The following is a 19,696-nucleotide window of genomic DNA, read 5'->3' as shown; positions in this document are numbered from 1 at the left end:
GACGCGCCTACGCCGGGCGCTGGAGCACCGTGAGGCTCCGGTCGGCCAGCGTCACGCGCTCGCCCGCCCGCACCTTGGCCCCGGTCCCCGGCGGCACCCCGTCCTCCCGCGCGGTGTCGACCACCACCTGCCACTGCTGGCCCTGGTTGACCGGCACCACGAACTCCAGCGGGTCCGGGGAGGCGTTGAACATCAGCAGGAACGAGTCGTCGGTGATCCGCTCGCCGCGCGGCCCCGGCTCGGAGATCGCGTTGCCGTTGAGGAACACCGTCAGGGCGCGCGCCTGGGCCGCGTCCCAGTCCTCCTGGGTCATCTCCTCGCCCTCCGGCGTGAACCAGGAGATGTCCGACAGCTCGTCGTGGGTGCCCTCGACCGGACGGCCGTGGAAGAACCGGCGCCTGCGGAACACCGGGTGGTCGCGCCTGAGCCACGCCATCGCGCGCGTGAACTCCAGGAGGGTGCTCTCGCCGTCCGGCCAGCGCACCCAGGCGACCTCGTTGTCCTGGCAGTAGGCGTTGTTGTTGCCGCCCTGGGTGCGGGCGAACTCGTCGCCGTGGCTGAGCATCGGCACGCCCTGGGACAGCATCAGGGTGGCGAGGAAGTTCCGCAGCTGCCGGGCGCGCAGCGCGAGGACCTCGGGGTCGTCCGTGGCGCCCTCGACGCCGCAGTTCCAGGAGCGGTTGTGGCTCTCCCCGTCCTGGTTGTCCTCGCCGTTGGCCTCGTTGTGCTTCTCGTTGTACGCCACCAGGTCGTGCAGGGTGAAGCCGTCGTGGCAGGTCACGAAGTTGATCGAGGCGAGCGGGCGGCGGCCGTCGCCCTGGTACAGGTCCGAGGAGCCGGTGAGCCGCGAGGCGAACTCCGCGAGGGTGCGCGGCTCGCCGCGCCACAGGTCCCGCACGGTGTCGCGGTACTTGCCGTTCCACTCCGTCCACAGTGGCGGGAAGTTGCCCACCTGATAGCCGCCCTCGCCGACGTCCCAGGGCTCGGCGATCAGCTTGACCTGGCTCACCACCGGGTCCTGCTGCACCAGGTCGAAGAACGAGGAGAGCCGGTCCACCTCGTGGAACTGCCGGGCGAGGGTCGCCGCGAGGTCGAAGCGGAAGCCGTCCACGTGCATCTCGGTGACCCAGTACCGCAGCGAGTCCATGATCAGCTGGAGCACGTGCGGATGGCGCATCAGCAGCGAGTTGCCCGTGCCGGTGGTGTCCATGTAGTACTGCGGGTCGTCCGCCAGGCGGTAGTACGAGGCGTTGTCCAGGCCCCGGAACGACAGCGTCGGGCCGAGGTGGTTGCCCTCCGCCGTGTGGTTGTAGACGACGTCCAGGATGACCTCGATGCCCGCCTCGTGCAGGGCGCGCACCGCCGACTTGAACTCCAGGACCTGCTGGCCGCGGTCGCCCCAGGAGGCGTACGCGTTGTGCGGGGCGAAGAAGCCGATCGTGTTGTAGCCCCAGTAGTTGTTCAGGCCCATGTCGACGAGCCGGTGGTCGTTCACGAACTGGTGGACCGGCATCAGCTCCAGGGCGGTCACGCCGAGCCGCGTCAGATGCTCGATGACCGCCGGGTGGGCGAGGGCCGCGTAGGTGCCGCGCAGGTCGTCCGGCAGCTCCGGGTGCAGCATCGTCAGGCCCTTCACATGGGCCTCGTAGATCACGGTCTCGTTGTACGGCGTGCGCGGCGGGCGGTCGTCGCCCCAGTCGAAGTACGGGTTGACCACCACCGAGGTCATCATGTGGGGCGCGGAGTCCATGTCGTTGCGCTCGTCCTGGGCGTCGAAGCGGTAGCCGTACACCTCCTCGCCCCAGTCCACCGCGCCGCTCACCGCGTGCGCGTACGGGTCAAGGAGCAGCTTCGCCGAATTGCAGCGCTGCCCGCGCGCGGGCTTGTACGGGCCGTGCACGCGGAAGCCGTACCGCTGGCCCGGCATGACGCCGGGCAGGTACGCGTGCCGTACGAAGCCGTCGGACTCGCGGAGCTCCACCGCGGTCTCCGAGCCGTCGTCGTGCAGCAAGCACAGTTCGACTCGATCCGCGGCCTCGGAGAAGACCGCGAAGTTCGTACCGGCGCCGTCGTACGCGGCGCCGAGGGGATACGCCTGCCCAGGCCAGACCTGCATGTCCACGACTCTTCCACGCTCGTCGCCCCCGTGGGGGCCGCCTTGGCCAGAGTGTGCTCGAAAGTGGGGCAACCACAAAGGAGTTGAGTCCGTCTAACCGACTGACCACATACTCGACATGCCCATGAATTGGGCCCATCAGGGGAGAATGGGGGAGGATGTGCGCAAGCTAGTCAGACGCCACCTCGGGAAGGTCGTGGCGGGGGGTGCCCTCGCCGTGGCGGCCAGCGCGGCCCTTGTGGCGGTCTCGCTGCCCGACCGGGCGGGGGCGGGGGAGCCCGACCGCAGCACGGCCGCGGGTGCCTCGCGCCAGGACGCCGTAGCACCCGACGGCACCGTGGAGGCCGCGCCCGACGAGGGCTCCGAGGGGGTCGGCAGCGACCCGCTGACCGACGCCGAGACCGCGCGGGCCCAGAAGATAGCCCTGGACAGCAACGGCCTGCGCTCAAGCGCGCGGGACGTGGAGGGCGACCGGGGACCGGAGCGCCTTTCCACGAACCTCGCGGAGAACGAGCCGGGGGCGACCGGGGACGACGCGGCGCGCCGCGCGGAGATCGTCTACTACGACTACAAGAAGGACGCCGTCGTCTCCAAGACGGTGAACCTGAAGACCGGCGAGGTCGAGTCGACCAACACGGCCCAGAACGTCCAGCCGCCGCCCAGCGAGGAGGAGCTGACCGAGGCCGCGCGGCTGCTGATCGCCGACGAGCACGGCAAGGGCCTGCGGGCCGACTTCGAGAAGGCCACGGGGAAGAAGCTGGAAGGCCCCTCCGACCTGGACCTGAGCGGCTTCGTGTTCCGCAAGGAGACCCTCGACAGCGTCCCCGGCGACCTCCAGGACTGCGGCAAGCACCGCTGCCTCCAGGTCGTGGCCAAGGTCAAGAACGGGCCGTGGATCGACACCCGGGCCTTCATCGTCGACCTCAGCGACCGCCACGTCGGCCGCGTCCGCTGACCGCCCGCTCAGGGCATCCACACGTCTGCCCTCCTGACCGAAGGAGCCTCCTTCGCATGCACGTTTTGCACGGCAACAGACTCCCGCGCGCCCGTAAGGCGGCCGGTACGGCCCTTGCGGTCTCCGCGCTCCTGGGAGCCGCGATAACCACCGCGGGCCCGGCCACCGCGGCCCCCCAAGCCGCACCGCGGGCGCCCGCGGCCGGCTGCAGCGCCGACTACCGCATCGAGCAGACCCTCGACGGCGGCACGACCTGGCGCATGTGCTGGCACTACAACTCGTACTCCGGGCTCATCCTCGACAACATCAGCTACCAGCCCAAGGGCGAGCCCAAGCCCATCCCGGTGCTGACCAGCGCCCGTCTCGCCCAGATCCACGTGCCCTACGACGACGGCGACGCCGAGTTCGACGACGTCACGGGCACTGACTTCGGCCGGAAGCTGCAGAAGCTCAAGACGAGCGAATGCCCCGGCGGCACCATCAAGACGGTGAAGGTCCCGGACGGGGGGAACGTCCCGGGCCTGTGCACCACCACCCGCGCGCGGGGGCACGCCTACCGTCTCAACAACGACGCGAGCACCGGCGGCAGCGGCAAGGTCTACGCATCCCAGGGCAAGGACCTGCTGGTCTACACCGTCAACAAGGCCTCCTGGTACGAGTACATCACCGAGTGGCGCTTCTCGTCGGACGGCACCATCCACTCCAACGTGGGCGCCACCGGCAGCCTGTCGCCGTACGACTTCGACGGCGGCGACGACCGCGGCTGGCCCATCGGCAAGGGCGACCAGGCCAAGGCCGAGAGCCACTCGCACAACGTCTTCTGGCGGCTCAACTTCGGCCTGGACGGCTCGCCCAAGTCCAAGGTCGAGCAGTACGACTCCAAGGTCACCCCGCCCAGCGGCCAGGGCAGCCCCACCACGAAGACGACCCGCACGCCCGTCGCCAAGGAGCTCGCGGGCGACCGCCAGGACATGCGCTGGTGGCGCGTGGTCAGCACGGCGGGCAAGAACAAGGACGGCCACCCCCGCAGCTACGAGTTCGTGCCCGGGGCCAGCCAGAAGCACGCGGGCCGCCCGTTCACGCGGCACGACGTGTTCTTCACCGACTACAAGAAGTGCGAGCAGTTCGCGAGCAACAACATCGGGTGCCCCAACGGCTATCCGGCCAGCGTCGACAAGTGGGCGAACGGCGAGACCCTGAAGCACCCCATCAGCTGGGTCAACATCGGCTTCCACCACATCGCGCGCGACGAGGACCAGCAGCCCATGCCGGTCCACTGGCAGGGCTTCTCGCTGGCCCCGCGCGACGTGACGGCCATGAACCCGCTCACTCCGCAGGACCTCTCGGGCGTGAACGGACGGCCGCGAACCTGAAGTCGCCGTACGACCCTGCCCATCCGGCTGCACCGCGCGCCGGTCCCGGAGTACTCTTCCTTGATCGTTGACCGGGGGAGAGTCCGGGGGAGCGGAAGGCGGTGCACGGGTGAGCTCGGAGGGGCGCGAGCTGCCCCCTGGTGACGAGGGTCACGAGGGGAACTCCGCGGACGTCCCGTCCTCGGCGGTGTCCTTGGCACGGCCGATGGAACCGGTGTCCCAGATCGGACCCGAACTGGACTGGGACGCCGACGCCTGGCGCGAGGTGCGCACGCGCGCCCAGCGGGCCGGGCGGGCCTACATCTGGCTGAACCTCGTGGAACAGCGGCTGCGCGCGGTCGTGGCCGCTGTTCTGCGTCCCGTCTACGAACCCGTCCACGCGGACGACTGGGTGGTCGCCGCCGCGGGCCCCGCCGGGCAGGAGTGGGTGCAGCGGGCCGTCGCCGTGCGCGAGGTGAGCCGCCGCAAGGGCTACCTCCTCGACCCGGCCGACGACAACGTCCTGAGCTTCCTGACCCTGCCCCAGTTGCGCGAGCTGGTCGTCCAGCACTGGCCGTGCTTCGAGCCCTACCTCGACGACCGGCGCGAGGTCGAACTGGCCCTGGACGAGCTGGAGGTCACGCGCAACGTGGTCTCGCGCAACCGCGCCCTGTCCCCGACGGTCCTCGCCCAGGCCGAGCGCGCCTCCGCCCGCCTCCTGGAGATCCTCGGCGCGGGCTCGGACGCGCCCTCCGCGCGGCGCCTGCCGGTCGACGCGGTGGAGCAGCTCGTCGGCGACCGGTACGCGGACGTCGTGGGCGTGCACGCGGACCGGGTGCGGCTCCTGCGGCAGTTCCCCGCGGAGGACCTCTTCGGGGGCGCCCGGCGCGTCGACGCGATCGGCATAGGCCTGAACCTGCTGGTGCAGAACTTCTCCGGCCGCCGTCTCGTCCGGCTCGCCGAGTCCGGCTGCCGGGTCCGGCTGCTCTTCCTGAACCCCGCCAGCAGCGCGGTCAAGCGCCGGGAGCGCGAACTGGGCCTCAAGCGGGGCGAGCTGAGCCGGGCCGTCGAGTCGAACATCCTCCACATGCGGCGCGTGCGCTCCCGCCTGCGCGACCCCGGCGCCTTCGAGATCCAGGTCTCCGACGAGACCCCGCGCTTCACGGCCTATCTGGTCGACGGCGACGGCTCGGACGGCATCGCGGTCGTCCAGTCCTATCTGCGGCGCACCCGCGGCATGGAGGCGCCGGTCCTGGTGCTGCGCGGCGGCGGCCGCGTGGTCAAGGCGGACGACCTCGGCGAGCAGGGCCTCTTCGCGACGTACCGGGAGGAGTTCGAGACGGCCTGGGCGGACTCGCGCCCGGTGTCGTAGGACGGCCTCCGGGGCGGTAGCGGAATCCGGCCATCTGATTGTCAGTGGCGCATGGGATCGTGGAGGTCACTGGGGGAACGCACCACGATGAAGGGGGCGGCCATGGGCTGGCACCGAGAGCTGCTGATCGGCTTCGACCTGGAGACGACGGGCACGGATCCGTACGAGGCGCGGATCGTCACGGGGGCGGTGGTCGAGGTCAGGGCCGGACAGGAGCTGGGCCGCCGCGAGTGGCTCGCCGATCCGGGCGTGCCGATCCCGCCGGACGCGGTGGCCGTGCACGGCATCACCGACGAGCGGGCCGCCGCCGAGGGGCGGCCCGGCGCGGAGGTCGCCGACGCGATCGCCGACGTCCTCGCGTCCGCCTGGCAGTCGGGCGTCCCGGTCGTCGCGTACAACGCGGCGTTCGATCTGACCCTCCTGGCCGCCGAGCTGCGTCGGCACGGCCTCGCGCCGCTGCGCGACCGGCTCGGCGGGGCCGACCCCGCGCCCGTGATCGACCCGTACACCATCGACCGCTCAGTGGACCGCTACCGCCGCGGCAAGCGCAACCTCGAAGCGGTCTGCCGGGAGTACGGCGTGGTCCTGGAGTCCGCCCACGACGCCTGCGCCGACGCCCTCGCCGCGGCGCGGCTCGCCCGCGCGATAGCCGACCGCCACGCCAAGGTCGCCGACCTCGGCCCGGCGGAGCTGCACCGGCGCCAGGTGGAGTGGTACGCGCAGTGGGCCGCGGACTTCCAGTCCTTCCTCCGCCGCAAGGGCGATGCCGCCGCGGTGGTCGACGGCACGTGGCCCCTCCGGGAACCGGTGAGCGTGCCCTAGCGGGCAGTTCCGCCGTAATCGGCGCTCCGCGCCTCGTCCTCAAACGCCGGACGGGCTGAAACTGTCGCCGGTTGCGGCACCATCCAGCCTCTCCGGCGCTTGAGGAGCGGGGGTCTGGGGGCGGAGCCCCCAGGAAGCGGGAAGGGATTAGAAGGGGCGCCAGCGGACCGTCGTGTCGCCCTCGCGCAGCGAGGCCACGCGGCGGCGGAATTCGGCCAGCGCCCCGGCGTTGGCGGGCGCGTGCTGGGCCACCCAGGCACAGCTCGCGGTCTCCCGCGCCCCGCGCAGCACCCCGCACCCCTCCCACTCCCGCACGTCCCACCCGTAGACCCGGGTGAACTCGTCGTACGCGTCGTCCCCGAGCCCGTACCGGTCACGGGACAGCGCCATGACGACCAGGTCGTGCTCGCGCAGGTCCGAGGAGAAGGTCTCCAGGTCCACCAGGACGGGCCCCTCGGGCCCCACCAGGACGTTGCGCGGCAGCGCGTCCCCGTGGACGGGCCCGGGCGCGAGCCGGGGCACGAGCGCGGCGGCGGCCGCCGCGAACCCGTCCCGGCGCTCGCGGAGGTAGTCCGCGTCGGCGGGGTCGATCGCGTCCCCGGCGAGCCGCAGCCACCGCTCCACACCCCCGAGCAGCTCCCGGCGCGGCAGCTCGAACGGCGGCGCGGGCAGGGCGTGCACGAGCCGCAGGAGCGCGGCCAGATCGCCGGGGCGCGCGGGCCGCACGGCCGCGGGCAGCCGGTGCCAGACCGTCACGGGGTGCCCCTCGACGAGCCGCGGCCCGTCCTCGGCGGGCCGCACCGCGGGCACCCCGGCGTCCCGCAGCCACGCGCCGACGGCGAGTTCGCGCCGCGCCCGGTCGAGCAGTTCCGGCGCGGCACGGCCGACCTTGACCACCAGGCCGCCCACGGCGAACACCGCGTTCTCCCCGAGGGCCAGGAGCTCGGCGCCCACGCCGGGGCCCGCCGTGAGCCCCGCGGCGTCCAGGACCTTCCGTGCCCGTGCCTCGTCCATCCGTTGCCTCCCGCAGCCTGTGCCTCACCGTGCTCCGCGGCGCGCCGCCACCGGGCCCGCCGCCGCGCAAGTGTCGCATTCGTACAGGCCAGCCGGTCTTCTCGCGTGCGCGGTCGCTTGACGTATCCCGGCCGCGTCAGCACGATGACGGAGGCCGCCGGGTCGGCCAAACCGTCATCATCCGCCCGAAGGAGCCGATTCCGTGACGTTGGCGACCGCGCGGGCGCGGGACGGCAAGGGCTCCCGAGGTCCCCGCCCCGGCAGGGCCGTGGACCACGGGGCCTGGTTCCTGGTCCTGCCCGCGCTGCTCCCGATCCTGGTGCTGAGCGTCGGCCCGCTGCTCTACGGCATCGCGCTCGCCTTCACCGACTCCCAGTCGGGCCGCACCGAGCCCACGGAGTGGATCGGGCTCCTCAACTTCCAGGACCTGCGGCACGACACGCTGTTCTGGGACTCGTTCCGCATCGGCCTGCTCTGGGCGGTCGGGGTGACGGTGCCGCAGTTCCTGCTCGCGCTCGGCCTCGCGCTCCTGCTCGACCAGAACCTGCGCTTCCGCTGGCTGGCCCGCTCGCTCGCGATCGTCCCGTGGGCGATGCCCGAGGTCGTCGTCGGCATCATGTGGCGGCTCGTCTACCACCCGGACGCGGGCATCCTCAACGAGACGCTGCGCGACCTCGGCCTCGGCGACGGCCGGGACTGGCTGACCGGCATCGGCACCGCGCTGCCCGCCGTCATCGTCGTCGGCGTCTGGGCGGGCATGCCGCAGACCACGGTGGCGCTGCTCGCCGGGCTGCAGAACGTGCCCCGCGAGCTGCACGAGGCGGCCGCGATGGACGGCGCGGGCGCCTGGCGCCGCTTCACCACCGTCACCTGGCCCGCCCTCAGACCCATCGCGCTCTCCATCACCGCGCTCAATTTCATCTGGAACTTCAACTCCTTCGCCCTGGTCTACGTGCTCACCAACGGCGGCCCCGGCGGACGCACCCGGCTGCCGATGCTGTTCGCGTACGAGGAGGCGTTCCGCTACGGCCAGTTCGGCTACGCGGCGGCGATGGGCTGTGTCATGGTCGCGGTGATCTCGGTGCTGCTCGCCGTGTACCTGGTGGGCCGCCTGAGGGGAGCCGACGAGCGATGACCGCCCGTACGAAGGGGGCCGCGCGGGCCGGACAGTACCTCGCGCTCCTCGCCTACCTCGTCTTCCTCGTGTTCCCGTTCCTGTGGCTGCTCTCCACGTCCTTCAAACCGGCGCGCGAGCTGGCCAGCCTGCACCCCACCTGGATCCCGAAGGACCCGACCCTCGCCAACTACCGCCAGGCCTTCGACGAGCAGCCGCTCCTCGAAGCCGCGGGCAACTCGCTGATCGCCGCCCTCAGCGCCGCCGCGATCGCCGTCGTCATCGCCACCCCGATGGCGTACGTGATGGCGCGCCACCGCACGCTGCTCGCCCGGGCGGCGACCGGCTGGGTCGTGGTCAGCCAGGCCTTCCCGTTCGTCCTGGTGATCATCCCGCTGTTCCTCGTCCTGAAGAACCTGCGCCTGATCAACTCGCTGCCGGGCCTGATCATGGTCTATGTGGTGTGGGCCCTGCCGTTCGCGCTGTGGATGCTCGTCGGGTACGTCCGTGCCGTGCCGGTGGAGCTCGAGGAGGCCGCGGCGGTCGACGGGGCCGGGCGCCTGCGCACGCTGGTGTCGGTGACCGCGCCGCTGCTCGCGCCGGGCATCGGGGCGACGGCCCTGTTCGCCTTCATCACGGCGTGGAACGAGTTCTTCTTCGCGCTCGTCCTGCTCAAGACCCCGGAGAAACAGACGTTGCCGGTCGTCCTCACGCACTTCATCGGCGCGGAGGGCGTGGCCGACCTCGGCCCGCTCGCCGCCGCCGCGTTCCTCGCGACGCTGCCCTCGCTCGTCGTCTTCGCGCTCATCCAGAAGCGGATCACGGGCGGCATGCTCGCCGGGGCGGTGAAGAGCTGATGCGGCGCGCACGCGCCCTCGCCGCCGCGCTCGTCCTGCTGCTCGCCGGATGCTCCGGCGACGGCGACGGCGGGAACTCCGGCGGCCGGATCACCCTGCGTTTCCAGTCGCTCGCCTGGCAGCAGGAGTCCGTGGCGGCGAACAGGGAACTGGTGGCGGAGTGGAACGCGCGCCACCCCGACGTCAGGGTCGAGTACGTCCAGGGCAGTTGGACGAGCGTCCACGACCAGCTCCTTACCTCCTTCGAGGGAGGCGAGGCCCCCGACGTCATCCACGACGCGTCCGACGACCTCGCGGACTTCGCGTACGGCGGCTACCTCGCCGACCTCGGGAAGCTGCTGCCGCGCCGACTGCGGGACGACATCCCCCGGGCGAGCTGGGACACGACGACCTTCGGCGGCACGGTGTACGGCGTGCCGTTCCTCCAGGAGCCGCGCGTGCTCGTCGCCAACGCGCGGTGGCTGAAGGAGTCCGGCGTCCGGATCCCGACCCCGGACAAGCCGTGGAGCTGGCCGGAGTTCCGCTCGGTCACGCGGGAGCTCGGCGCGGGGAAGGGAAAGTACGGGGTGGCCTGGCCGCTGAAGGAGCCGGTGTCGGCCACGCTCAACCTGTCGCTCTCGGCGGGCGGCGAGCTGTTCCACCGGCGCCCGGACGGAAAGGCCGAGATCCGCTTCGAGGACGCCGACGCCGTGGTGCCGCGCACGGTCCACGACCAGGTCAACGTGGACGGCAGCGCGTCCGGCGCCACTCTCGGCATGGGCGGCTCGGACACGCTGCCCGGCTTCTTCGGCGGCAAGTACGCGATGGTGCCGCTCGGCTTCTCCTACCGCCAGCAGATCGTCCAGCAGGCGCCGAAGGGCTTCGCGTGGCAGGTCCTGCCCGCGCCCGCGGGGGCGGACGGGCTCGCGCAGGGCGTGAGCCCGCAGACCCTGTCGGTCGCCGAGGACAGCCCGTACAAGAAGGAGGCGGCCGCGTTCATCGACTTCTTCCTGCGCCCCGCCAACATGGTGCGGCTCGCGCGCGGCGACTGGATGCTGCCCACCGGCGAGGAGGCCCTCAAGGACCCGGCGCTGCGCACGCGGAAGAACGACTGGGCGACGGGCACCGCCCTGGCCCGGCACCTGCGCCCCGCCCCCGCGCAGTCGGTGCGCGGCTACCCCGAGTGGTCGGACAAGGTCGCCACGCCCGCGCTCCAGGAGTACTACAGCGGCGCGATCGGCCTGGACGAGCTGAAGAAGCGCCTGGTCGAGGACGGGAACCTGGTCCTGCGCCGCTATCAGCGCTGAGCCCGCGAGGCCACCGGCCCCCGGAGTCCCACCGTGCCTCACACGCCGACCGACTCCTCCATCTCCTCCTCCTGCTCCTCCTGGTCGGCGGCCGCAGCGGGCGCCGGGGCGGCGGCCACCGCGGCCCGCCGCCGCTCGACGAGCCCCGCCACCGCCGTGAGCAGCGCGCCCACGGCGAGCCAGGCCACCAGCGTGCCCACGTGTCCGCCGAGGCCGTGACCGCCGAAGTACAGGTGGGAGCGGACGCCTTCGACGAAGCCCGCGCCGTTCCAGAAGGCGTGCAGGGAGCCGAAGAAGCCGTTCTGCAGCTCGGGCCGGAAGAGCCCGCCGGAGCTGGTGAAGTTGAGCATCACGAAGAGGACCATCATCGCGAGCGTCGTCCAGCGCTTGAGGAACGTGTGCAGGCCCACGCCGATCAGCAGGATGCCCGCCGAGTAGAGCCAGGACATGGCCCACACGCCCCACAGGCCGTGGTGCGCGAGGTGGAACACGGGCCCGGCCAGCGCCGTGCCGATCAGGCTCACGGCGAGGGCGACGCCGACGGCGAGGCCCGCGCGCGCCCGCATCCGCAGACCGCCGCCGGCGGCACCGAGCGCGGCGACGGACGCGTACGAGCCGATGCTCACCGCGACGAGCAGGAAGAACAGGCCCTGGCCCGTGGGGTCGTCGGGGACCGGCGGCGCCACGTTGGTGACCTTCAGGGGAGCGCCCTGGGCGGCGGCGACCGGGGTGAAGACCTTCTCGGTGGCCAGCGCGCTCATGTCGGATCCGGCGGAGGCGACGAGCAGCTCGGGCGTCCTGGCGTCCGGGACGTAGGCGCCGGATATGTCGAGGGACTTCAGCGCGTCGACGGCCTGGGCGCGCGAGGCCAGCGTCCGCACGTCGAGGGCGTCGCCCGCCTCGGCCTCGACGGACCGGGCGACGGCATGGGCGCGGGCGTCCGTACCGACGACGGCGACGGGCATGTCGTGCGGTTCGGGCGTGACGAACGCGCTCATATAGGCCAGGCCCATGCCCAGACACATCAGCAGCGGGGTCAGGAGATGGACGAGGACGTGGCGCAGGGGGCCACGGGCAGGCGCCTGCATGCGGATCGCTCCAGAAGGTCGGCGGACAGAGTCGGCAGAGATAGTTGGCGGAGATGGTTGGCATATACAACTCTTACGTCATGTTGTACTGTACAACCATTGGCGCCGGGGCGGAAGCGCGGCACGTGACGCGGGGTGCGACCGGGTCCCGGCGCGGTGGACGCGAGGAGGCGGAGGGGCCGTGGCCGACCGGGACGACGCGATCGAGACGATCCAGCGGGAGATGACCGCGTTCGCGCGGCGAGCGCGCGCCACCGCCGCGCGGATGCACCCCGAACTCTCGCTCGTCTCCTTCACCCTCCTGAGTCATCTGGAGTACCAGCAGGGCTGCCGCGCCACGGACCTGGCCGCGCACTACACGCTGGACAAGTCGACCATCAGCAGGCAGGTGGCGGCCCTGGAGAAGGCGGGCCTGGTGGAGCGCCGCCAGGACCCGGCCGACCACCGCGTGCACGTGCTGCATCTGACCGAGCGCGGGGAGGGGGTGCTCGCGCAGGTCACGGACAGCCGCCGGATCGCCTTCCGCGAGCGGCTCGCGGACTGGAGCGGGCCGGATCTGGAGCGGTTCGCGGAGTATCTGCTGCGGTACAACGCGGGCGCGGAGGGCGGCCCGGGTGCGGGGCCCGGGGGGCTCGCCGAGTAGCGCCCGGCCCGCAGGGCCTGGAGCGGGTGCTCGCGCGGGGTGCCTGAAATTGATTGCACGATACGTATCGTCTCGTTTATGGTCGGCTCATGACCACACGCCAGCGTGCCCACATCGCCATGTTCTCCATCGCCGCCCACGGGCACGTGAACCCGAGCCTGGAAGTGATCCGGGAGCTTGTGGCCCGCGGCCACCGCGTCACGTACGCGATCCCGCACGCCTTCGAGGAGAAGGTCGCCGAGACCGGCGCCGAGCCCGTGCTCTACCGCACCACCCTGCCCGGCCCGGACGACGACCCGGAGGCCTGGGGCGACACCCTGCTCGACAACGTGGAGCCGTTCCTGGCCGACGCCATGCAGGCCCTGCCGCAGCTGGCGGCGGCGTACGAGGGCGACGAGCCTGACCTCGTCCTGCACGACATCGCCTCCTACCCGGCCCGGGTCCTCGCCCGCCGCTGGGGCGTGCCCGAGGTCTCGCTCTCGCCGAACCTGGTGGCCTGGGAGGGGTACGAGGAGGAGGTCGCCGAGCCCCTGTGGGCAGAGCCCCGGCGGACCGAGCGCGGCCGGGCGTACTACGAGCGCTTCGAGAACTGGCTGACGCAGAACGGGGTCACCCAGCACCCCGACCCCTTCGTCGGCCGCCCGCCCCGCTCGCTCGTCCTGATCCCCAAGGCGCTCCAGCCGCACGCCGACCGGGTCGACGAGAGCGTGCACACCTTCGTCGGCGCCTGTCAGGGCGACCGCGCCGCGCAGGGCGACTGGGAGCCCCCGGCGCACGCGGAGAAGGTGCTCCTCGTCTCCCTCGGCTCGTCCTTCACCAAGCAGCCGGGCTTCTACCGCGAGTGCGTCGAGGCCTTCGGGGACCTGCCGGGATGGCATGTAGTGCTCCAGATAGGCAATCACGTCGACGTGGCCGAACTCGGCGACGTACCGGCCAACATCGAGGTGCGCCACTGGGTGCCGCAGCTCGCGGTCCTGCGGAAGGCGGACGCCTTCATCACGCACGCGGGCGCGGGCGGCAGCCAGGAGGGCCTCGCGACCGGGACGCCGATGGTCGCCGTGCCGCAGGCCGTCGACCAGTTCGGCAACGCCGACATGCTCCAGGGCCTCGGCGTCGCCCGCCATGTGCCGATGGAGGAAGCCGACGCGCGGACGCTGCGCGAGGCGGTGCTCGCGCTCGTCGACGACCCGGAGGTGGCGCGCAGGCTGAGCGAGGTGCGCTCGGAGATGGCGGGGGAGGGCGGCACGCGGCGGGCGGCCGACCTCATCGAGGAGGAGATCGTGCGCGGTCGGCGTGACGGCGGCGTGAAGAGGGGAGGTGTCGGCGCGTGACCGTTTGGTGGCGCTTCAGACCTGGTTGGCCGGGATTGGCGCTTGGTGCGGCATGGCCCGACACGGCATGACATAACGCTCTGTCAGGTCATTCGGTAACGGCCGGGTCATTCGATAACGCTCGGGTAACGCGCGTGTGCGCTGGCACATCCATGGACCCGACCCACTGGTTCGACCCTTACCCCCCGTCAAAGGTTGCATGGGTCGCTCCTTGTTCCTTGGGGCAACGGCTTCCTAGCGTGAGGTGAACTTCATTCGAACGCCAGGAAGTTGACCCATGTCACAACAGTCCCCGCGGCGCGACACGGCCGAGCGACGGGAGGCGCGGGAGATACCGCCCCTCGCCGAGGTGCGCCGCATCACCGAGAAGAAGCGCGACGCCTGGTGGACCGTGTTGCTCGTCGACCCCGTCGCCACGCCGCTCGTCCGCCAGACCGCGCTGCGCACCCGGATCACACCGAACCAGATCACCTGGGGCGCGTTCCTGCTCGGCCTCGGCTCCGCGGCGTGCTTCGCCCTCGGTGACTGGCGGTGGCTGTGTCTCGGCGCCGTGATCTACCACCTGAGCTTCATCCTGGACTGCATGGACGGCAAGGTCGCGCGGCTCACCGGCCAGGGCTCGGTCTTCGGGGCGTGGCTCGACTTCGTCTTCGACCGCATCCGCGTGATGGTGTGCGGGGTCGCCCTGATGGCCGGGCAGTACGAGCGCACCGGGGACGTGACCTACGTCTGGCTCGCGCTCGCCGTGGTCGGGCTCGACACGCTGCGGTACATCAACTCCCTGGAGATCTTCAAGGTCCGCTACACCATGCGCAAGCAGATCAAGGCACGGGTGCGGGCCGCGCGGCGGGCGGAGAACCAGGCCGAGCTCGCGTTCATGGAGGACCTGCTGCGGGAGAACCCCGAGGCGGACGTGGAGCGCGACCAGGCCGTCGGGGCGGGCGTGCCCGGGGAGCCGGAGGCGCTCGCGGGCCGGGCGGCCGTGCCGGTGGGGGCCGGGCCGTCCCCGGAGGGCGACGCGCCCGCGCCCGCCCCCGCCCGGCCCGCCAAGCAAGTCATCGACCTCCACCAGGAGTTCCGGCACCGCTTCCCCGCCTATCTGCGGGCGCGGTCCTTCCTGCTGCGGCACCGCATCCGCACGCACCTCGTGAGCGGGGTCGAGTTCCAGATGGGCGTCTTCATCCTCGGTCCGCTCTTCGACGCGGTGATCCCGGCGACCATCGTCTCGGGCGCGCTGCTGCTCGTCTTCGAACTCGCCATCATCTACAAGCTGCTCCTGTCGACCCGCGACTTCACGCGGACGATCGACTCCTTCGAGCAGCCGGTCTCCGCTGTGGCCTAGCCGTCACTCGCCGAGGGTCTTCTGCGCCCTGCCCGCTCGGGGGAGGGGCAGGGCGCAGAGGGGGCCGGGAGGGGCGGGGTGCCCGAAGTGTCATGGGTGGGTTGATTTGTTATTACAGAACCTTGTTGAACAAGTCACAGCCGCATGAAGGTATTGATCTGCGCGCGTCATTCAGACAGGGTTTCGTCCCAACGCCCGGAGATCTTCAGTTCTTTCGGAGCGAACCGGGCGTCGCAGTGAAAGCTTGACAACCCCACAAAGCACCACATCCCCCCACAACACCCCACGAGGAGACGCCTCTTCATGGCAGCTCACAAGCGCGCTCGCACGATGAAGCTCACCGCAGGGATAGCCACCGCCGCCACCGCGATCGGCGTGACCGTCTTCGCCGGTTCGTTCGCCGGTGCCTCGACCCCCACCGAGGGCAAGGTGTACGGCACCGACGCCAAGGGCGCCGTGGCCGGAAGCTACATCGTGCTGCTCGACGAGAAGGCCAGCAAGGACGCCAAGGCCGACCTCGCCGAGGAGTACGGCGGCGACCTCAACCGCACCTACTCCTCGGCCGTCAACGGCTTCTCGGCCACGGGCCTGAGCGAGACCGAGGCCAAGCGCCTCGCCGCCGACCCGGCCGTCGGCAAGGTCGTGCAGAACAAGAAGTTCTCCATCAAGGCCACCCAGGACAACCCGCCGTCGTGGGGCCTGGACCGGGTCGACCAGGCCGACACGGCGGGCGACAAGAAGTACACGTACCCCGACCAGGCCGGTGAGGGCGCGACCGCGTACGTCATCGACACCGGCGTGCGCGTCAGCCACAAGGACTTCGGCGGCCGCGCGGTCTCCGGGTTCGACGCGGTCGACAACGACGACAACGCGGACGACGGCAACGGCCACGGCACCCACGTCGCGGGCACCATCGCGGGCTCGGCGCACGGCATCGCCAAGAAGGCGAAGATCGTCGCGGTGCGCGTCCTGGACGACCAGGGCTCCGGCACCACCGAGCAGGTCGTCGCGGGCATCGACTGGGTCACCAAGAACCACAAGGGCCCCTCCGTCGCCAACATGAGCCTCGGCGGCGGCGCCGACGAGGCCCTGGACGAGGCCGTCCGCAAGTCCATCGCCTCCGGCGTCACCTTCGCGGTGGCCGCGGGCAACGAGTCGAGCGACGCCAGCCAGGGCTCCCCGGCGCGCGTCAAGGAGGCCATCACGGTCGCCTCCTCCACGAAGGACGACCAGCAGTCGGACTTCTCCAACTTCGGCTCCGCCGTGGACATCTACGCCCCGGGCTCGGACATCACCTCCGACTGGAATACCGGTGACGACGCCACCAAGACGATCTCCGGTACGTCCATGGCGACCCCGCACGTCGTCGGCGCCGCCGCCCTGTACGTGGCCGCGCACCCCGACGCCACGCCCGCGGACGTCGCCAAGGCGCTGACCGACGGCGCGACGCCGGGCAAGATCTCCAACCCGAGCGAGGGCACGCCCAACAAGCTCCTGAAGGTCGTCGAGTAGTTCTCGGCCGGGCCGCCGCCCCGCCGCACGGCGGGGCGGCGGCCCTCTTCGGACCGGCGGCCGTCGTGCCCACCCCCACGGGGCGCGACGGCCGCCTTATCGTGTGCGCATGGCGACGAAGATCTACGCGGCGCTCCTGCGCGGCGTGAACGTGGGCGGCAGCAGGAAAGTGCCGATGGCCCGGCTGCGCGCGCTCCTCGAAGGGCTCGGGCTCACCGGCGTACGGACGTACCTGCAGAGCGGGAACGCGGTGTTCGCGGCGGACCACGGCGACGAGGACGTCCTCGCGGCCGAGCTCGCGGCGGCCCTGGAGCAGGAGTTCGGCTTCGGCGTGGACCTGCTGGTGCGCGACCACGCGTATCTGCGGGCGGTGGTCGACGCCTGCCCCTTCCCCGCCGCCGACCTCGAAGGCAGGCAGCTGCACGTCACGTACTTCTCCGGGCCCGTGGACGCCGCCCGCTTCGCCGCGCTCGACCAAGCGGGCTTCCTGCCGGAGGAGTTCCGCCTCGGCGAGCGCGCCCTGTATCTGTACGCGCCCGAAGGGCTTGGCCGGTCCCGGCTCGGCGTGGCTCTGGGGCGCCCCGCCCTCACCAAGGGGCTCGTCGCCACCACCCGCAACTGGAACACCGTCACCAAGCTCGCGGAGCTGACCGAGACCCCGGGAGCCGGACGATGACCGACCGCTCGCCCGCCGTGGAGGCGGCCATCGAGAACGAGCTGCGCCTGCTCGACCCCGAGGTGCGGGCCTCGCCCGAGCTGTTCGGCGATCTGCTGCACCCCGAGTTCACCGAGTTCGGCGCCTCGGGCGCGCGCTGGGACCGGGCGTCGATCGTCCGGGTCCTCACCGCGAGCCCCGAGCCCGGCGCCCGGCCGGTCACGACCTCCCGCATGCGGGGCGTGCAGCTCGCCGACGACGTGGTGCACCTGACGTTCGACACCGACACCAACGGCCGCCTGGTGCACCGCAGTTCGCTGTGGCGGCGCACGGGCGACGGCTGGCTGCTCTGGTTCCACCAGGGCACGCCGTTCACGCGCTCCGAGGCGGGCGGCGACGGCTGACGGGGCGGGCGCTCACGCCGTGCGCGGCAGCGTGACGGTGCGGTCGCCGCGGTAGGTCGTGTGCGAGACGATCTCGGCGGGCACCGCGAGCCGCGGGTCGGCGAGCAGCCGCCGCACGGCGTCGGGCCGCCCCGGGTCCGGGGCGTGCCCGGCCGCCGAGGTGACGGCGGCGACGGCGTCGAGCAGCGCGAGGTCCTCCGCCGTGACCTCCGCCTCGTCCTTCTCCATCAGCCCCCAGCCGTCCCACGGCAGCGGCTCCACGCCGCCGAGCGCGGCGAGGTCGGCCACCACGTCGGCGCGCACGAGCCCGAGGCCCTTGATCTCGGGCAGGGTGAACACGCCGAAGGTCTCCGGGTCCGCGCGCCCCTCCCGGCACGCCCGCCAGGCGTCCCCGGCGACCAGGAACGCGTCGCGCGGCACGTCCAGCGGGTCGAACGGGGTGTCGTGCAGGTCGCCGTACACCTGCGGGTCGGCGAGGACCCAGCCGCGCCCCTCGCACCAGTACTCCGTCACCCAGTGGTTGTCGTGGAACCCCGCCTGGAAGTACGTGCCGTAGCCGCCCCTGAGCCGCGCCGGAGTGCCGGTCTCGCGCAGGAGCGCGCACAGCAGCAGCGCGAAGTCCCGGCAGGTGGCGACGAACCGCGCCGCGGGCCCGCGCTCCTCGGTGAGCGGGGTGTCGCCGCGCTCGCGCAGGACGCGCAGGATCTCCGTGGCGTACCGGGACTCGGCGTCCCCGTGCAGCCGCTCGTCGGGCACCGCCCAGCCGCAGCTCTCCCGCTCCTCGCGGTGCATCAGCACACCCCGCACCAGGGCGGCCAGCGCCTCGGGGGAGCGGGGCAGCGGTTCCGGGCCGAGCAGGGCGTCCAGGTGCGGGCCGGGGATGCTGTACGGGCTGTGCTTCAGGTAGTCACTGTCCATGCCGGACAGGCTGAGGTCTGCCCTTGGGGCAAGGTCCAGAGAGCGCGCCCCAAAGGGGCGCGGGGCTGTGCCGATATGCGGCTCCGCCGCGCGGGCGCGACCAGCCACGACGGTCCCGCAGGCGATCAACGGCCCATCGCGGCAATTCCAGCGAAGCGCTTAGCGGGCCGCCGGGCCGCTGTGCCCGGTCGTGATTGGCCCAGGAAAAGCCACGGAAAGTGGACCATTCCGCTGCGCCACCCCTGGCTAGTGTTACGGCCATGACCACCACAGCGCCCCGCCCGACACCCACCGCCGACGCCGCCACGACGGCGACCCGCGTCGACTTCTACTTCGACCCGGCCTGCCCCTTCGCGTGGATCACCTCCCGCTGGCTCCTGGAGGTCGAGCGCCACCGCGACCTGGACCTGCGCTTCCACGTGATGAGCCTGTACCTGCACAACGCGGGCAACGACCTGCCCGACTGGTACCGGGAGCTCGTCGACAAGTCGCTCGGTGTCGTCCGCGTCGTGGCGGCCGCCGCCGAAGCGCATGGCGAGGAGGTGCTGCGTGACCTGTACACGGCCCTCGGCACCCGCATCCACGAGCGGCGGAACGAGGACTTCCGCGCGGTCGTGCGCGAGGCCCTCGCCGAGGTCGGCCTCCCGGCGGAGCTCGGCGAGGCCGCGTCCCGCACGGAGCACGACGAGGCACTGCGGCGCAGCCACGACGCGGGCAAGGAGCCGGAGTCCGGCGCCTACGTCGGCACGCCCACGGTCCACGTCGACGGCACGGTCTGGTTCGGCCCGGTGCTGCGGGCGATACCGCGTGGCGAGGAGGCGGCCCGCCTCTTCGACAGCTTCCGCGTCCTGGCGGGCCACCCGGACCTGTTCGAACTGAAGCGGACGCGGACGGGCGGGCTCGACTTCAGCTGAG

At 72.0% G+C, this 19,696-nt stretch carries 18 protein-coding genes; 14 read left to right on the top strand and 4 right to left on the bottom strand.

The genetic code is table 11. The features are described from left to right. Positions 1-7 precede the first annotated feature (7 nt). The gene (gene glgX / locus ACIG3E_RS21035; RefSeq protein ID WP_399618453.1) at positions 8-2,116 is read right to left on the bottom strand and encodes a glycogen debranching protein GlgX; all 2,109 of its coding nucleotides are present in this window, start codon (positions 2,114-2,116) and stop codon (positions 8-10) included. A 160-nt stretch (positions 2,117-2,276) separates the two neighbouring features. Between glgX and ACIG3E_RS21030 the strand changes: the two genes are divergently transcribed. The 4 genes from ACIG3E_RS21030 (at position 2,277) to ACIG3E_RS21015 (ending at position 6,617) form a co-directional block, all read left to right on the top strand. Next, a complete protein-coding gene (locus ACIG3E_RS21030; protein ID WP_399618450.1) occupies positions 2,277-3,071 on the top strand; it encodes a Tat pathway signal sequence domain protein in 795 nt (264 codons plus the stop codon). 56 nt (positions 3,072-3,127) lie between these two features. Then, on the top strand, positions 3,128-4,444 hold the full coding sequence (locus ACIG3E_RS21025; protein WP_399618448.1) for a copper amine oxidase: 1,317 nt from the start codon (positions 3,128-3,130) through the stop codon (positions 4,442-4,444). Positions 4,445-4,553: 109 nt separating this feature from the next. After that, a complete protein-coding gene (locus ACIG3E_RS21020) occupies positions 4,554-5,795 on the top strand; it encodes an SAV2148 family HEPN domain-containing protein (RefSeq protein WP_399618446.1) in 1,242 nt (413 codons plus the stop codon). A gap of 102 nt (positions 5,796-5,897) precedes the next feature. Further along, complete coding sequence (locus ACIG3E_RS21015) at positions 5,898-6,617, top strand: 3'-5' exonuclease (RefSeq protein ID WP_399618443.1); 720 nt, start codon at positions 5,898-5,900, stop codon at positions 6,615-6,617. 147 nt (positions 6,618-6,764) lie between these two features. Here ACIG3E_RS21015 and ACIG3E_RS21010 read toward each other — a convergent pair whose 3' ends face one another. Beyond that, positions 6,765-7,631 carry a phosphotransferase enzyme family protein gene (locus ACIG3E_RS21010; RefSeq protein WP_399618440.1) on the bottom strand — a complete coding sequence of 289 codons (867 nt, stop codon included), beginning with the start codon at positions 7,629-7,631 and terminating at the stop codon, positions 6,765-6,767. Between the two features lie 202 nt (positions 7,632-7,833). On the opposite strand from ACIG3E_RS21010, the gene ACIG3E_RS21005 reads away from it, so the two are divergent. Genes ACIG3E_RS21005 through ACIG3E_RS20995 form a run of 3 tightly spaced genes read left to right on the top strand, consistent with a single transcriptional unit; the run spans position 7,834 to position 10,888 of the window. After that, positions 7,834-8,766 carry a carbohydrate ABC transporter permease gene (locus ACIG3E_RS21005; protein ID WP_399618437.1) on the top strand — a complete coding sequence of 311 codons (933 nt, stop codon included), beginning with the start codon at positions 7,834-7,836 and terminating at the stop codon, positions 8,764-8,766. Then, complete coding sequence (locus ACIG3E_RS21000; RefSeq protein ID WP_399618434.1) at positions 8,763-9,602, top strand: carbohydrate ABC transporter permease; 840 nt, start codon at positions 8,763-8,765, stop codon at positions 9,600-9,602. The genes ACIG3E_RS21005 and ACIG3E_RS21000 overlap by 4 nt, the downstream gene beginning before the upstream one ends. Beyond that, positions 9,602-10,888: an ABC transporter substrate-binding protein gene (locus ACIG3E_RS20995; protein ID WP_399618431.1), complete on the top strand. Its 1,287-nt coding sequence runs from the start codon at positions 9,602-9,604 to the stop codon at positions 10,886-10,888. The genes ACIG3E_RS21000 and ACIG3E_RS20995 overlap by 1 nt, the downstream gene beginning before the upstream one ends. A gap of 38 nt (positions 10,889-10,926) precedes the next feature. Here ACIG3E_RS20995 and ACIG3E_RS20990 read toward each other — a convergent pair whose 3' ends face one another. Beyond that, on the bottom strand, positions 10,927-11,976 hold the full coding sequence (locus ACIG3E_RS20990) for a hypothetical protein (protein WP_399618429.1): 1,050 nt from the start codon (positions 11,974-11,976) through the stop codon (positions 10,927-10,929). A 181-nt stretch (positions 11,977-12,157) separates the two neighbouring features. Between ACIG3E_RS20990 and ACIG3E_RS20985 the strand changes: the two genes are divergently transcribed. The 6 genes from ACIG3E_RS20985 to ACIG3E_RS20960 all read left to right on the top strand — a co-directional run bounded on the left by ACIG3E_RS20985 (position 12,158) and on the right by ACIG3E_RS20960 (position 17,863). After that, entirely contained in the window at positions 12,158-12,619 is a 462-nt protein-coding gene (locus tag ACIG3E_RS20985; protein ID WP_399618427.1) for a MarR family winged helix-turn-helix transcriptional regulator, read from the top strand. A gap of 89 nt (positions 12,620-12,708) precedes the next feature. Further along, positions 12,709-13,950 (top strand): macrolide-inactivating glycosyltransferase, encoded by a 1,242-nt coding sequence (mgt, locus tag ACIG3E_RS20980; protein ID WP_399618423.1) that lies wholly within the window; start codon positions 12,709-12,711, stop codon positions 13,948-13,950. A gap of 277 nt (positions 13,951-14,227) precedes the next feature. Next, positions 14,228-15,292 carry a CDP-alcohol phosphatidyltransferase family protein gene (locus tag ACIG3E_RS20975; RefSeq protein WP_399618421.1) on the top strand — a complete coding sequence of 355 codons (1,065 nt, stop codon included), beginning with the start codon at positions 14,228-14,230 and terminating at the stop codon, positions 15,290-15,292. 303 nt (positions 15,293-15,595) lie between these two features. Next, positions 15,596-16,804 carry a S8 family serine peptidase gene (locus tag ACIG3E_RS20970; protein ID WP_399618419.1) on the top strand — a complete coding sequence of 403 codons (1,209 nt, stop codon included), beginning with the start codon at positions 15,596-15,598 and terminating at the stop codon, positions 16,802-16,804. A gap of 109 nt (positions 16,805-16,913) precedes the next feature. Next, entirely contained in the window at positions 16,914-17,480 is a 567-nt protein-coding gene (locus ACIG3E_RS20965; RefSeq protein ID WP_399618417.1) for a DUF1697 domain-containing protein, read from the top strand. Further along, positions 17,477-17,863, top strand: a complete 387-nt coding sequence (locus ACIG3E_RS20960; protein WP_399618415.1) for a DUF4440 domain-containing protein — start codon at positions 17,477-17,479, stop codon at positions 17,861-17,863. The genes ACIG3E_RS20965 and ACIG3E_RS20960 overlap by 4 nt, the downstream gene beginning before the upstream one ends. A gap of 12 nt (positions 17,864-17,875) precedes the next feature. Here the strand turns inward: ACIG3E_RS20960 and ACIG3E_RS20955 are convergent, their stop codons facing one another. Beyond that, positions 17,876-18,781 carry a transglutaminase family protein gene (locus ACIG3E_RS20955; RefSeq protein WP_399618412.1) on the bottom strand — a complete coding sequence of 302 codons (906 nt, stop codon included), beginning with the start codon at positions 18,779-18,781 and terminating at the stop codon, positions 17,876-17,878. 260 nt (positions 18,782-19,041) lie between these two features. On the opposite strand from ACIG3E_RS20955, the gene ACIG3E_RS20950 reads away from it, so the two are divergent. Next, the gene (locus ACIG3E_RS20950; RefSeq protein ID WP_399618409.1) at positions 19,042-19,695 is read left to right on the top strand and encodes a DsbA family protein; all 654 of its coding nucleotides are present in this window, start codon (positions 19,042-19,044) and stop codon (positions 19,693-19,695) included. Position 19,696 lies beyond the last annotated feature (1 nt).

The sequence above is a fragment of the Streptomyces sp. NPDC053474 genome, assembly GCF_044544845.1.
Taxonomy (GTDB): domain Bacteria; phylum Actinomycetota; class Actinomycetes; order Streptomycetales; family Streptomycetaceae; genus Streptomyces.
The sequence above is the reverse complement of the archived record's forward strand: the minus strand, read 5'-3'. Positions and strand labels throughout refer to the sequence as shown.

Excerpts from the sequence above, each read along its gene's own strand:
- ACIG3E_RS21015 (WP_399618443.1), top strand. The coding sequence starts at position 5,898 with ATGGGCTGGCACCGAGAGCTGCTGATCGGCTTCGACCTGGAGACGACG.
- ACIG3E_RS20955 (WP_399618412.1), bottom strand. The coding sequence starts at position 18,781 with ATGGACAGTGACTACCTGAAGCACAGCCCGTACAGCATCCCCGGCCCG.
- ACIG3E_RS20975 (WP_399618421.1), top strand. The coding sequence starts at position 14,228 with ATGTCACAACAGTCCCCGCGGCGCGACACGGCCGAGCGACGGGAGGCG.
- ACIG3E_RS20970 (WP_399618419.1), top strand. The coding sequence starts at position 15,596 with ATGGCAGCTCACAAGCGCGCTCGCACGATGAAGCTCACCGCAGGGATA.
- ACIG3E_RS20990 (WP_399618429.1), bottom strand. The coding sequence starts at position 11,976 with ATGCAGGCGCCTGCCCGTGGCCCCCTGCGCCACGTCCTCGTCCATCTC.
- ACIG3E_RS20995 (WP_399618431.1), top strand. The coding sequence starts at position 9,602 with ATGCGGCGCGCACGCGCCCTCGCCGCCGCGCTCGTCCTGCTGCTCGCC.
- glgX (WP_399618453.1), bottom strand. The coding sequence starts at position 2,116 with ATGCAGGTCTGGCCTGGGCAGGCGTATCCCCTCGGCGCCGCGTACGAC.
- ACIG3E_RS20950 (WP_399618409.1), top strand. The coding sequence starts at position 19,042 with ATGACCACCACAGCGCCCCGCCCGACACCCACCGCCGACGCCGCCACG.
- ACIG3E_RS21000 (WP_399618434.1), top strand. The coding sequence starts at position 8,763 with ATGACCGCCCGTACGAAGGGGGCCGCGCGGGCCGGACAGTACCTCGCG.
- ACIG3E_RS21025 (WP_399618448.1), top strand. The coding sequence starts at position 3,128 with ATGCACGTTTTGCACGGCAACAGACTCCCGCGCGCCCGTAAGGCGGCC.
- ACIG3E_RS21010 (WP_399618440.1), bottom strand. The coding sequence starts at position 7,631 with ATGGACGAGGCACGGGCACGGAAGGTCCTGGACGCCGCGGGGCTCACG.
- ACIG3E_RS20965 (WP_399618417.1), top strand. The coding sequence starts at position 16,914 with ATGGCGACGAAGATCTACGCGGCGCTCCTGCGCGGCGTGAACGTGGGC.
- ACIG3E_RS20960 (WP_399618415.1), top strand. The coding sequence starts at position 17,477 with ATGACCGACCGCTCGCCCGCCGTGGAGGCGGCCATCGAGAACGAGCTG.
- mgt (WP_399618423.1), top strand. The coding sequence starts at position 12,709 with ATGACCACACGCCAGCGTGCCCACATCGCCATGTTCTCCATCGCCGCC.